This window comes from Armatimonadota bacterium, from assembly GCA_020354555.1.
In the GTDB taxonomy this organism is placed as follows: domain Bacteria; phylum Armatimonadota; class Hebobacteria.
Genome location: CP070648.1, coordinates 4253673 through 4266377 on the forward strand (window position 1 = coordinate 4253673; position 12705 = coordinate 4266377).

Below are 12705 nucleotides of genomic sequence, written 5' to 3' on the forward strand. Positions count from 1 at the left end.
AGGCTGAGGCCGCGGCGCGGTGGGCTGGATTTCCGGGAACGACAGCGCGGCCTGGGTGCCGCCCGTGGCATCCTGCCGCGAAGGTCGCACATCCGTCGCAGAGCCCACTGGCGGCGCGCCGCCCCACCCCTCAGTGATCCCAATCAGGGCCGTGCCTTCTAGCGCGGTCTGCACCGCGCGGCGTACCGCCTCGTGCACCTCACAGTCGCGGACGAAAGGCACCTCCGCTTTCGCCGGATGCACGTTGACGTCCACCAGCGTCGGCTCTATCTCCACGAGCAGCACTGCCACCGGAAACCGTCCGCGCGGGAGCGCCGCCCGGTACGGCTCTTCCACGGCATGGGTCAGCGTGCGGTTGCGCACCTGCCGGCGATTGACGAAGAACGCCTGGTGGCTGCGCGATGAGCGCGTGAAATCGGGCCGCGACACAAACCCCGAAACCCGTATCGACGGCAGCCGCAGGTCCACCGGCACCAGCCGCTCCGCCGCATCGCGCCCGTAGAGCGCAACCACCGACGACAGCAGGTCATCAGCCGCTGGCCGGTGCACCACCTCGCGTTCCCCGTGGCTCAGCCGGAACGAGACCGGCGGATGCGAGAAGCTGAAGCGCGTCACGAGATCGGTCATGTACGACAGTTCCGACGATTCGCTGCGCAGGAACTTCAGCCGCGCCGGCGTGTTGTAGAACAGCCGCGCGACGGTGACCTCGGTCCCCGGCGGCGCGCCGACCGTGCGCATGTCAACCACCTCGCCTCCGCGCACCGATATCTCCGTCGCTTCGGTCTCATCGCGCGGGCGCGTCACGATGCGCAGGTAGCTCACCGCCGCGATGCTCGGCAGCGCTTCGCCGCGAAAACCCAGGGTGCGGATCGAGAAGAGATCATCGGCCGAGTTGATCTTGCTCGTCGCGTGGCGCTGGAGGGCGAGGACCGCGTCTTCGCGCGTCATGCCGCAGCCGTCGTCGGTGACGCGGATGAGTCGGCGCCCGCCTTGCCCGAGGTCAATGCTGATTCGCGTCGCCCCGGCGTCGAGCGAGTTCTCCACCAGTTCCTTGACCACCGAGGCGGGGCGCTCGATGACCTCCCCGGCGGCGATCTGATTGATGACTTCCTGCTCGAGGATGATGATGGGCAAAGCGGGGGCGCCTCCGGCGATTGACTTCGCCGCGTGCCTACCCAGTCCTGCCCGAAGGATGCTTGCGCCGCACATCCGCTCATGTCGCCGAGTCCACGCTGTCGCACGCGCGCGGAAGTCGAGCGAGGGCCCTGGAAAGCGTTGACCGGCCACTCAGGTTATGGTATATTCGTCTTGTCGTGGCGATGTGGCCGGTGCCGACGTGGCGGAATGGCAGACGCGCTAGGTTCAGGACCTAGTGGGGGTTAACCCCGTGCTGGTTCAAATCCAGTCGTCGGCACCACATCAATCAGTCGGCTCGGAGATGCCAGTAATCTCCGGGCCTTGTTCGTTTGTCCGGCGCGTCGAGGCGCTGCAACAAGACTACCAAGGCAATAAGACACCAAGCCTCGAAGACGGCGGACGACCGAGACGCGGCGCCCTCCGTCAACACTAATCGGCGCACTTGGTGTCTCCGTGTCTTCGTGGTTTGGAATGCGACCTCTCAAGCCGGGTCGTCTCAGGAACACGACCGCGATGACCACACTGCTAGTCACCTGCGCCTCCGGGCGCGAAGGCGACGCCCGCCGGGAACTGCGCGACGCCCTCGGCGAGGTGGACAGCCGCTCGCTCTTCCTCAAGGGCAACCTCATCGCCCACACCCCGCTCGCGGAGGACGATGCCGTGCGACGGCTGCGCGAGGCGGACACGCGCTTCATCGCCCGCGCCGCGCCGGCGCACGCCGAAGTCGCGATTAGCACCCCACCCGATTCCCTGGAACGCCTGGCGGAGGCGGCTCTTCAACTTGACCGCCTGCCGCGCGGCGTCACCTTCATCGTCCGCTGCCGGCGCCGGGGAGATCATGAGTTCCACAGCCAGGACGTCGAGCGCGCCGTCGGCATGGCTCTGGAGGAGCACGCCGGCGGCACCCCCGAGTTCGAGGCCGAGCCGGAATACACGGTCTCCGTGGACGTCTTCCAGGAGCGCGCCTACATCGGCGTCAACCGCACCGACATGCTCGTGCACAAGGAACTCCGCGATGCGCGCAAGTACGCACCCGGCGAGCGCCCGCTCAACCGGGCGCAGCATAAGCTGCGCGAAGCGCTCGCCGCATTCGATATCGAGTTGCGGCCGGGCATGCGCGCGCTCGATCTGGGCGCGGCTCCGGGCGGCTGGTCGCTTGTGCTGGCGGATGCCGGTTGCACGATCGTCGCGGTTGACAAAGGCGAACTCGACCCGCAGGTGGGGCAGCGCGCCGAGGTGCAGCATTTACGCATGTCCGCCCAGGACGCCTTGGCCCAGGACCTCGGCGAGTTCGACATCATCGTCAACGACATGAACCTCGAGCCCGCTGAGTCCGCAGACCTGATGTGCGCTTGTGCCGAGCACTTGCGGCCGGGCGCGACCGCGATCATGACCATCAAGTTCGTCACCCGCGCCCGCCGCCGCCACGAACACGAAGCGACCGAGCGCCTCTCGCGCTGCTACGAAGACATACGCATCCGCCGCCTGCCGCACAACCGCCTGGAGGCGACCGCGGCGATGCGGCGGCGCCGGACGTGCTCGCCTTGCGCCGGCACGGAGACTCCACGGGAATGAGGACCGCTCGAATCATCCTCGGTTACGTCGTGAGCTTCACCGTGTTCGCAGTGGCCATACCCGCGGCGGTGATCGCCATCGGCCGGGCTGTGGATACTCTCCTCAGTTGGCAGCCCATGGCCTTGTGGCCGGTCAACCTCGTCGCCGCTGCGCTTCTCGGCGCGCTGGGAGTGGTGTGGATGATCTGGTCGTGGTGGTTCCTGCTGACCCGCGGTCATGGACACCCGACCGAGGGCTTCGGCATCGAGGTCAGCCCGGTGACGCAGGAGCTTGTCACCGCCGGGCCGTACGCGCGCACTCGCAACCCAATGGGTTTCGGATACATCCTCGTGCTCTTGGCGCTCAGCGCCGTTGTGAGTTCGGCCGGGACGCTCGTCGGTATCGCCATCGTCGCTGCGGTCGGCGTGGTCGCAATCGTGTGCTTCGAGGAACCGCGTTTGGTGCGGCGCTTCGGCGACCCCTACCTGGAATACAGACGCCGCGTCCCGCGCTTCCTGCCCCGGGGGCGGGCGAGAAGGTAGCGCGCCGCGCCTCGCCGAACCATTCTCTCACCGGAGGTTCACATGGCTAAACATCTCACCGTGGTGCCGGAGCGGTGCTCCGGATGCCGGCTCTGCGAGCTGGCGTGCGCGATCCACCACTTCGGCGTCAATAATCCCAAGAAGAGCGCCATCCGCGTCATGGTGGCGTTCCCGCACCCGGTCATCCGCATGCCGATCGTCTGTCGTCAATGCGCGCGGCCTAAATGCCGCGAGAACTGCCCGGAAAACGCCATCGCCCGCAACAACGGTCTTGTCTCGATTGACTCCGAGAAGTGCATCGCCTGCGGCCAGTGCGTCATCACCTGCCCGTTCGGCGCGATATTCGTGCACGACGATGTGCCCCTGCCGTTCAAGTGTGACCTGTGCGGCGGCGACCCCGAGTGCGTCAAGGTATGCCCGAAGCAAGCCATACTCTATCAGCCCGAACACATGGCGGGGCAGGCTCATCGCATGTCGAGCATGCTTCGCTACGCGCATATGAAAGAGGTCACCTATGTCGAAGAAGGCGAGCAAAAGAAGCTCCGCTACGCGGAAATCGGCAAGCCGGAAGCTTAAGGGCGGTTACCACTTCAAGCTGCTTGCCGTTGACCTGACCACCGGCCGCGTCAAGCAACAGCCCATCGGCGAGGATTTCGCCCTGAAGTACATCGGCGGACGCGGCTTCGGCGCCAAGCTGCTCTACGACCATCTGGACCAGATCAAGGAGCCGCTCGACCCCTCCAACGTCATCATCATCGCCCCCGGCCCGCTGACCGGCGCGTTCCTGCCCGCCTCCACCAAGACCTCCTTCGTCAGCCTCTCCCCGCTCACCGGCATCTACGGCGATTCGAGCATGGGCGGCAACTGGGGCGTCGAGCTGCGTCAGGCCGGGTACGACGGCGTCGTCATTACCGGGCGCGCGAAGGAGCTGTCGTATCTCTGGATTGACGACGACGACGTGCGCGTCGTGCCCGCGCCCCGCCTCGCGGGCAAGGGCAGCCTCGAGGCCGCCGGCATGATCAAGGGCGACCTCGGTGACGACGACGTCAAGATCGCCACTATCGGGCCCGCCGGGGAGAACCTGGTGCGCTTCGCCTCCGTGAACTGCGACTGGAGCCGCAACTCCGGACGCGCGGGCATGGGCGCGGTAATGGGCTCGAAGAATTTGAAAGCCATCGTCGTCCGCGGCTCGAAGGACATCCCGGTCGCCGACATCGAGCGCCTGCGCCGGGCAACCGAGGCGAGCCTCGTCGAGCTCGCCAGCCACCACCTCTTCAAGTTCTGGCAAGAGCAGGGCCTGATGTCGGTCATTGACTACGTCAACAGCGCGGGCGTGCTGCCGACGCGCAACTTCAGCGACGGCGTCTTCGCCGGCGCCGAGCGCATCAACGGCTTCGTCATGGAGCAGCAGTATAAGATCGGCGACGCCGCGTGCTTCGCATGCCCCATGTCGTGCAGCAACATCTGCCTGGTCAAGGACGGCCGCTACCGCGGCACCGTCACCGAGGGGCCGGAGTACGAGACCGCGTGCATGTACGGCAGCAACCTCGGCGTGGATGACTTCTCGGCCATCCTGCGCGCCAACCAGCTCTGCGATGAACTGGGCATTGACACCATCTCCTCCGGCAGCCTCATCGGCGCGATGATCGAGGCGTGCGAATCCGAGCTGCTGACTGCTGAGGATGTTGACGGTCTCCGGCTGGCCTGGGGCAACCACGAGGCGATCCTCGCGCTCGCGGCAAAGATCGCGCATCGCGAGGGAATCGGCGACACCCTGGCGAACGGCTCGCGCGCCGTTATCGAGCGCTGGCCGCAGCTCGAGCCGCTGGTGCTTCAGGTCAAGGGCATGGAGCAGTCAGCCTACGACGGCCGCGCGACGCTGTCTATGGCGCTCGCGTACGGTACCTGCGATATCGGCGCCAGCCACAACCGCGCGTGGACCGTCGCCAAAGAGTTGGAACTCGGCGCGACCTGGGGACTGGAAGAGAAGGCGGACATCGTCATCTACCATCAGACGGTGCGTCCGCTGTTCGACATGCTCGGCGTCTGCCGCCTGCCGTGGATCGAACTCGGGTTCGATGAGAGCCATTACCCCGAGTACTACGCGGCGATCACCGGCGCCGAAACGACCCTTGAGGAACTGCTCGCAAAATCCCGGGCGATCTATGACCTGACGCGCATCATCAGCTGCGGCAAGGGCATTTCGCGCAAGGACGACTACGCGCCGCGGCGCCTGTTCGAGTTGCCGATCCAGAGCGGGCCGTGGGCCGGCCGCAAGATTGACCGCGCGGAGTACGATGCGCTGCTTGACCTCTACTACGACAAGCGCGGGTGGGACCGCGACGGGATACCCCCTGCCGAGGTCGCAGCGCAGTTCAAGGACGCGGTCGCCTAGCAATGTGGCCGAACAGTCCGCTGTTCGGTTGCGCGGCGCTCAGAAGCGCTCGTCTGCCACGGCACATCGCACCGGCACTCCCGCGCCATCGTAGGTCACCGCGAGCCGTCGCGGCCGTATGCTGGTGACCCCGGAGTCGACGTTGCGCAACTCGTGCAGCATCCGCTCCAGCAACAGGTCGATTCCTTTGCCCGGCGCGGCGATGTAGTCCGGCCACCGGCTGGCAAACACTTCCTCTACCTGCGGGTGCACCGCCCAGAATCCTGTATCATGGCCGTAGCGGAGCGACAAAGTCGCCGCTAGATACTGAGCCGCGCACGCCTCGACCGCTTCAATCACCTGATCCGGCAGGCCCTGGCACGCGCTCGCGCACGGCTCGACCTCCCACCACGGTGGGTTTTGCAGATACAACCGCGCGCACTCATGCGCGAACAGATACATGAACCGCTCGAACCGCGTCAACAACGCACTGGTGATGCAGATCCTCTCGCCGCCGCCGGAATACGATATCAGCGCGTCCGAATCAAGCAGGTAGACCTGGATGTCGGCGTGCGACGGCTCGCGACCGGTGAGTTGAGTGAGCTTCCGCGGGAACTCGGCCCCCCGCAGCGGGTCCTCCACGTCCTCCGCGAGCTTGTTCAACGCTAGCTTCCGCGATGCCCAGTAGCTCTCATAATGTGCGGCATGGAGGTGTTCGCATAGGCGCCACATCACTTCGAGTTCGTCGGTCCCGAGCCGAAGCAACGCGCGCCCAGCCTGCATCGTGACCGTGCCGTCCGTCACGCCGCGGCGCTGCTCTGTCAATGCGCGCTGCAAACCCCTCATGCTTGGATCGTCCGCCATGAGCACCCTCAGGCGTGGGATGACGCCCCCCGCCGCTCCTTGACGGAGATCGGAACGCGCCAGTGCCTGCTTCAGTTCCGGTGTCAGCTCGGCGGGAAGACGTTCGCGATGCCGATCCGCGCGCGGGGCCTCCGGCCCGATGCGGCACGTGATCTGCGCGTGATTGAGCAAGTTGTCGTTCAGCCGGACGTCAACGGACGTCTCGACCAGTAAGCTCCCCAACACCGCTCGCAACTCCACCGCGGCACGCCGCGTTAATGCTGCAGGGATATCACTACGATTCGGTTGCCCACCGTCCCGCGATGGGTCGCCGTCCGCTTCCATGCGGTTGCGTCTCGCGCGCCAGCCGCGCGTAAACGCCTGGATGGTGCACACCGTCGTGGCGTACTCAGCCAAAGCCAACGTGACAACCGAGGTCGGTCCGCTTTCTGCGCTGCATCCATGGCGCAGCAGTGCTCGCGCCGCCTTGACCCCGCCCCACCGCGTCAACGCGCAGGGCTGCCGAGTCGGAGCCGCGCGTGGACTCCGAGGCGGCGCTGAGCGCCACACCTCTATTACCCCAGGGCCTTTACACTGCTAATTCCATACTTGGACCTACAATCCAGTATGTACGCGCGCCAACTCGGGCCTACATCGCCAGTCGCGGCCCTCGCCGGGGCCCTCGATGGGCGATTTTCGTGCCAAACCCGCCCTGAAGCCGGTTCTTCCACGAGCAAATGTTACGAAATGCCTTCAAAGTCATGTGAGAAAGGCCCCGGTCGGGGTATAATGAAGACGGTAGTTAACCAAATTAGAGATGAGCATAGCGCACGATACCCTTCGCGGACGCATAGGTGAGCTGGTGGAGGAGCTGGTCGAGCAGTTGGTCGGTGCCGGCCTCTCGGAGCAGGGGCGTTCATCGGCCCAGAGGTTCCTGGAGGCTCAGCTCGGCGACGAGCGACTTCGGCCATTGATCGAGGCAAAGCTGGACGAGCCCCCGCAGGAGACGCTCGATCGCCTCGTTCTGAGCTTCGACCCGAATCTGCCGGGGGTGACCCTGACCTGCAAGAACTGATACTGGCCGCGCCGCCTCGCCGTTGAACAGCCATAATCGTGACCAAGTCCGCCGGGCGGCGCAGTCCCCGGTAGCGCATGACGAGAGTACAGGTGTGGCGGTGGGGCGCACCGCAGCCCGAGCTGCCGATGGAGACGTAAGAGTTGTCGTACCAGCCGATCGAGATGGAAGAGTTGTTGTACCACAAGTCCCACCGCCTGCTGTGATGTGACGATTTGGGGAGCGTGTGGGGCCTTGACGCCCAAGGCCCTTCCCCCCAGCACGCTCCCCAACTTTCCTTCCATTGAGCCCCCGCTGAGATCCACGTTCGGCCGCTGTCGGCGCCATCCCGGCGGTCCGTGCGACAGGGATACAACACGCGGAAGGCGAACCTCAACTAAACCACCACAAGGAGGGCGGAGATGGCGAAGATTCTCGTCGTTTACTACTCGCTTTCCGGCAACACCAAGGCGATGGCCGATGCCATCGCCGACGGGGCGCGCGAGGTCTCCGGCGCCGAGGTCACGGTCAAGACCGGGCTCGAAGCCGGCGTCGATGATCTCTTGGGATGCGACGCCGTGGCCGTCGGCTCCCCGGATTACTTCAGCTACATGGCGGGCGGCCTCAAGGACTTCTTTGATCGGACGTATTATCCGACCCAAGGCAAAGTGACCGGCAAGCCGTGCGCCTGCTTCGGCAGCGCCGGCGGCCCGCCGACGGTTGTCCTGGAGCTTCTCGACAAGATATGTGGCGCCTTCAAGATGAACGTCGTCGGCTCAGTCGGGTGCAGCGGCACGCCCGCTGACGACATCGTAACGGAATGCCGCGCTTTGGGTCGCAAGCTCGCCGGGGCAGCGGGCTGAGGCAGTGGTTCTCCGCGCACACCGCCGGTGCACCGCGGCACATCCGGGGAAAGACGAGCGCGTTTGCCGGGTCTCGGAGTTGGCCGGGCGGGCTAAGCCGTACCGCCCATGAGACAAACGACATGGCTCCTCTGGTAGAAGGCATCCTGGCTCTGCTGATGTGGCTGCGTCGAGCGGGCGCCATCGTCATCTTGGCCTGGGTGGTGCTCATCCTGTGGCTCGCGGCACGCCGTGCCGGGCGCAAGGGCCTGGAGCTGGCGGTGCTCCTGTTCACCGCCGCCCTCGCAATGTTCACCGTCGCCGTGTTCGCGCGCCGCCCCCCGATGAGTGAGATGGCGGCCGTGGTTCTCGTCTTGCTTGCCGCGCTTCTCGTGGTGGTCACGGCCGCGGTCGTGCTGTGGCTGGGCGTGCGCCGGCGCAAACCGCCGCGCGTCATCAAGCACACCCACCCGCCCTGGGAAAACGGGGGCTGGTGATTACCGCTCCGCCACCCTCACGGCTGCCCGTACGATTTACATCCGCTCCGCCCCACGGTATAATCCGCCTGCGACGGTGAGTGCCATTAGCCGGCCGCTACCCGTCCCAGGACATCCCTGTGCGTGTTGATCGCAGTCGCGACAAGGCATTGACGATCGAGACCAATGGCGAGGAGGAGACCCGCGCTCTCGCGGCACGTCTTGCCGCGCAGTTCACCGGAGGCGAAGTCGTCGGCCTGCGCGGCGACCTCGGGGTCGGCAAGACCGTGTTCGTCCAAGGCCTGGCCCGCGGCCTTGACGCCCAGGAGCCGGCGACCAGCCCCAGCTTCGTTATCGCCCACCAGTATCCCGGCCGCCTGCCGCTGCATCACGTTGACCTGTACCGCCTCGAGCCGGGCCACGTGGACGACCTCGGGCTCGAGGAACTGATGACCTCCGACGCCGTTGTTGCCATCGAATGGTGCGAACGGCTCCCCGAACGGTTGCGGGGACGTGTCTCGCTCGACATCGCCATCGAGTTCGGCTCGCGCGAGCGCGACCGGACACTGCGCATCCGCGCCGTCGAGGAAACAACCGCCGAGCGGCTCCGCAGCATACGCACCGGCACGGCCTGCTGCGATCCCTCCGCTCCACCGCAGCACAAGCAATGACCCTGCTTGCCATCGAGACCGCCACCGATATCGCCGGCGCTGCGCTCCTCGACCACGGATCGCTGCGCGCGAGCCTCGCCTTTCGCCCGCAACGCGATGTCTGCCAGCGCTTGCTGCCGCGCATCCAGGAGATGATGGGGGAGGCCGGCGTGAGCATTGAGAAGGTAGCCGCGATTGCCGTCGGGCGCGGCCCAGGGTCGTTCACCGGCATCCGCATCGGCGTCTCCATCGCCAAGGGCATGGCGCTCGCGCTCGGGGTGCCGTTGTTCGGGGTTTCGACGCTCGCGGCATGCGCCTACCCGGCTCTCGGCTCGGGGGGAATCGCGTGCGCCCTAATTCCCGCGCACGGCGACGAACTCTACGCCGGCCTGTTCCGCGCAGGCGAGACCCTAGAACCGATTGAAGAGGACGTCCTCACCGCGTCGGATCTGATCGCGCGACTCGCGCACTTGGGCGAGCGGGTCACCTTTGCCCCCGTCGCCGCACAGGCGCGCGCCGTGCTGCCGCTGAAAGAACTCAACGTCGAGCATAGCTTTCTGCCCGCCGAGATCACCTGGCACCTGGCGACCTGGGTCGGACGCCTCGCCGCCGCGCGGCTCGAGGCGGGCGAGGCTGGCGATGGCATCGGCCTCGCGCCGGTCTACCTGCGCCCTTCGCAGGCGGAGTTGCAGGCGGACGGCACGCCGTAGGGTGAAGCTGTGATAGCCGACACTCACGAGCGCTTTCCCAAGCAAGACGAGGAACTCAACATCCTCCCGATGACGCTCGCGGACCTCGACCGCGTCGTCGCCATCGAAAGGCGATCCTTCCCGACCGCGTGGCGGCGCGAGGCCTACGAGCGCGAGCTTCTCAATGCCAACGCGCGCTACCTCGTAGCGAAGGTCGGCGAGCAAGTCGTCGGTTACGCCGGCATGTGGGTCATCCCACCGGAAGCCCACATCACGACTGTCGCCGTCGAGCCCGAGCACCGGCGCCGCGGCATCGGCGAGAGACTTCTCGTCGCGCTGCTCGAATCAGCTCAGGACATGGGCGCCTCCCGCGTCACCCTCGAGGTGCGCGAATCAAACGCCGTCGCGCGCGCCCTGTATGAGAAATACGGCTTCGAGGCCGTCGCGTACATGCGCGCCTACTACCCCGACACCCGTGAGGACGCGGTCGTCATGTGGCTCAACCCGCTGCCGCCCGCCTGGCGTCCGCCGACCGACGACGCGGCATCCGGAGGCGAACCATGAGCCTGAATGAGTATCACCGCAAGCGGGACTTCCGCAAGACCGGCGAGCCCAAGGGCAAGACGCAAGAGAGCAGGAGCAAACCGCGTTTCGTCGTCCAGAAGCACGACGCCAGCCGCCTGCACTATGACTTCCGCCTCGAAATGGAGGGCGTGCTCAAGAGCTGGGCGGTGCCCAAGGGGCCGAGCCTGGCCCCGAAGGACAAGCGCCTCGCCGTGATGGTCGAGGATCACCCCATCGAGTACGCCGATTTCGAAGGCGCGATTCCGCAGGACGAATACGGCGCGGGCACGGTCATGATCTGGGACGAGGGAACCTACGATGTGGCAGGCGACATCCCGGCACCCGAGGCGCTCCGGAAAGGCGAGTTGAAGGTTCATCTCAACGGTAGCAAGCTCAAGGGTGGCTACGTCCTCGTGCGCACCAAGTGGCGCGGCGAAGACAAGAATTGGCTCCTCATCAAGGAGAAAGACGACCAGGCCAAGCCCGGCGGCGATGTCCTGAGGGATGAGCCGGACTCCGCCCGCACCGGCCGCAGCATGGATCAGATCGCGGCGGATGCCAAGTAACCGCCGGTCCTGCGCCGCGCTCGCCGCGCGCCCCAGCCGCGTGGAAAGACCGCGTCCTCATCCCGCTGAGAGGACGGTCACCGCGCGCAGCGAAGTGCACATCCGGAGGCAGCAATGGCGGACAGGCAATCCGTGCCGGACGAGCCGGCGGGAATCACCCGCGACCACCTCGCCAACGAGCGCACCCTGCTCGCGTGGACCCGCACCGCGCTCGCGGCGGCGGCACTCGGGTTTGTCATCGCGAAGCTGCGACTCGACTCCGCGACCATCGTCGCCGTGACCGCGAGCGATCACGCCGTCTCGCCGTGGGCCGGCGCGGCATTCGTCCTCGCCGCCTTGGCCATGCAGATCATCGGCATCTGGCGCTACATAGACTTGCGCGTTCGACTGCGCGGCCATCCGTTCCGTCCCCTGGGATGGGCAATGATCGCGCTCAGCATCGGCATCGCCGCCGCCATACTCCTGCTCTTCGTCTATCTCGTCATAACCTGGCCGCGCGCCTAGCCCCGCGCGCGCTGCGAAGCAACGCCGCAACGGCGTAATCCGGATCTGGCTCTGAACGATGACGACCTGGTTCACAATCCGTACGGTCTTCCTGATCCTGCTGGTCTGCGCACCAATCATCACCGCTCAGGCCGAAGGAGCCCCGACCCCCGTGTCTAACCGCGCGCCGCAAGCCCTCGAGGTCGGATACTTGCCTCCCGACGGCAGCACGCCCGCGGCCAACCCGCCCGCCATGGCGTGGCTGTACGAGCCCGAAGCCGCCGCGTATTTCCTCGAGTTATCACAGGATCCCGACTTCCCGCCCGACGCAACACTGCGAATTGCGCGCACGCCGTACTGCCTCTACACTCACACCGAGCCGCTGGCGGTTGGCCGGTGGCACTGGCGGTATGGCTTGTGGACCGAGCAAGGCGAGCGCTCCGACTGGAGCGCGCCCCGGTCTTTCCTCATCAGCCCCGAGGCGGTCGTCTTCCCCCGGCCGACTGTGGACTCCGTGCGCGACATGCTTCCGGACCACCATCCGCGGCTCTTCCTGCGCCCGGAACAGGTGGCGCAGTTGCGGCTGGCGGCGCAGGGCGAATTGGCCGCAAGATGGCAGGCTCTCCGGTCGCGTGCCGACCGTTACCTGGAGCCCGAGCTTATCCCCGAGCCCCCGCCGTGGACCGACGGCTTGTGGAACGCTGCCGAATGGCGACGCAACTACGGCGCGGTGGTCAAGGCCTGTAACGGAATCGAGACGATGGCCTTCGCCTACCTCATCAGCGGCGAGGAGAAGTACGCGCGGCGCGTTCGCGAGTGGTTGCTGCATATCGCGTCGTGGGATCCGGCGGGCAGCACGAGCATCAAGGTCAACGACGAGGCGGGGATGCCGATTCTGCATATCACCTCCCGCGCGTACGACTGGGTCCAT

Annotated in this window: 15 protein-coding genes and 1 tRNA gene; 14 read left to right on the forward strand and 2 right to left on the reverse strand. The window is 66.3% G+C overall.

The window, feature by feature from the left end:
- Positions 1 to 1134, reverse strand: a 1134-nt coding sequence (gene mutL / locus JSV65_17395; protein UCH34280.1) for a DNA mismatch repair endonuclease MutL, incomplete at its 3' end; no start/stop codon positions are given.
- 196 nt (positions 1135 to 1330) lie between these two features.
- Here mutL and JSV65_17400 point away from each other — a divergent pair.
- The 5 genes from JSV65_17400 to JSV65_17420 all read left to right on the forward strand — a co-directional run bounded on the left by JSV65_17400 (position 1331) and on the right by JSV65_17420 (position 5628).
- Positions 1331 to 1417 (forward strand) — tRNA-Leu (locus tag JSV65_17400).
- 233 nt (positions 1418 to 1650) lie between these two features.
- Positions 1651 to 2712 (forward strand): methyltransferase domain-containing protein, encoded by a 1062-nt coding sequence (locus tag JSV65_17405; GenBank protein UCH34281.1) that lies wholly within the window; start codon positions 1651 to 1653, stop codon positions 2710 to 2712.
- A complete protein-coding gene (locus JSV65_17410; GenBank protein ID UCH34282.1) occupies positions 2709 to 3233 on the forward strand; it encodes an isoprenylcysteine carboxylmethyltransferase family protein in 525 nt (174 codons plus the stop codon). Before JSV65_17405 ends, JSV65_17410 begins: the two co-directional genes overlap by 4 nt.
- Positions 3234 to 3275: 42 nt before the next feature.
- Positions 3276 to 3809, forward strand: a complete 534-nt coding sequence (locus JSV65_17415; GenBank protein ID UCH34283.1) for a 4Fe-4S dicluster domain-containing protein — start codon at positions 3276 to 3278, stop codon at positions 3807 to 3809.
- Positions 3748 to 5628: an aldehyde ferredoxin oxidoreductase family protein gene (locus JSV65_17420; protein UCH34284.1), complete on the forward strand. Its 1881-nt coding sequence runs from the start codon at positions 3748 to 3750 to the stop codon at positions 5626 to 5628. The genes JSV65_17415 and JSV65_17420 overlap by 62 nt, the downstream gene beginning before the upstream one ends.
- Before the next feature lie 39 nt (positions 5629 to 5667).
- Here JSV65_17420 and JSV65_17425 read toward each other — a convergent pair whose 3' ends face one another.
- Positions 5668 to 6696, reverse strand: a complete 1029-nt coding sequence (locus tag JSV65_17425; GenBank protein UCH34285.1) for a hypothetical protein — start codon at positions 6694 to 6696, stop codon at positions 5668 to 5670.
- Positions 6697 to 7267: 571 nt separating this feature from the next.
- On the opposite strand from JSV65_17425, the gene JSV65_17430 reads away from it, so the two are divergent.
- The 9 genes from JSV65_17430 to JSV65_17470 form a co-directional block, all read left to right on the forward strand.
- Positions 7268 to 7525, forward strand: coding sequence for a hypothetical protein (locus tag JSV65_17430; GenBank protein UCH34286.1), 258 nt, complete (start codon positions 7268 to 7270; stop codon positions 7523 to 7525).
- Positions 7526 to 7926: 401 nt separating this feature from the next.
- On the forward strand, positions 7927 to 8367 hold the full coding sequence (locus JSV65_17435) for an NAD(P)H-dependent oxidoreductase (GenBank protein ID UCH34287.1): 441 nt from the start codon (positions 7927 to 7929) through the stop codon (positions 8365 to 8367).
- A gap of 122 nt (positions 8368 to 8489) precedes the next feature.
- Positions 8490 to 8843, forward strand: coding sequence for a hypothetical protein (locus JSV65_17440; GenBank protein UCH34288.1), 354 nt, complete (start codon positions 8490 to 8492; stop codon positions 8841 to 8843).
- A 119-nt stretch (positions 8844 to 8962) separates the two neighbouring features.
- The gene (tsaE, locus tag JSV65_17445) at positions 8963 to 9493 is read left to right on the forward strand and encodes a tRNA (adenosine(37)-N6)-threonylcarbamoyltransferase complex ATPase subunit type 1 TsaE (protein UCH34289.1); all 531 of its coding nucleotides are present in this window, start codon (positions 8963 to 8965) and stop codon (positions 9491 to 9493) included.
- The gene (gene tsaB, locus JSV65_17450) at positions 9490 to 10182 is read left to right on the forward strand and encodes a tRNA (adenosine(37)-N6)-threonylcarbamoyltransferase complex dimerization subunit type 1 TsaB (GenBank protein UCH34290.1); all 693 of its coding nucleotides are present in this window, start codon (positions 9490 to 9492) and stop codon (positions 10180 to 10182) included. The genes tsaE and tsaB overlap by 4 nt, the downstream gene beginning before the upstream one ends.
- Positions 10183 to 10251: 69 nt before the next feature.
- Positions 10252 to 10725 (forward strand): ribosomal protein S18-alanine N-acetyltransferase, encoded by a 474-nt coding sequence (gene rimI, locus JSV65_17455; GenBank protein UCH36830.1) that lies wholly within the window; start codon positions 10252 to 10254, stop codon positions 10723 to 10725.
- Positions 10722 to 11291: a DNA ligase gene (locus JSV65_17460; GenBank protein ID UCH34291.1), complete on the forward strand. Its 570-nt coding sequence runs from the start codon at positions 10722 to 10724 to the stop codon at positions 11289 to 11291. The genes rimI and JSV65_17460 overlap by 4 nt, the downstream gene beginning before the upstream one ends.
- Positions 11292 to 11405: 114 nt before the next feature.
- Positions 11406 to 11795, forward strand: a complete 390-nt coding sequence (locus JSV65_17465; protein ID UCH34292.1) for a DUF202 domain-containing protein — start codon at positions 11406 to 11408, stop codon at positions 11793 to 11795.
- A 151-nt stretch (positions 11796 to 11946) separates the two neighbouring features.
- A partial coding sequence (locus JSV65_17470; GenBank protein ID UCH34293.1) for a DUF4962 domain-containing protein occupies positions 11947 to 12705 on the forward strand: 759 nt, incomplete at its 3' end.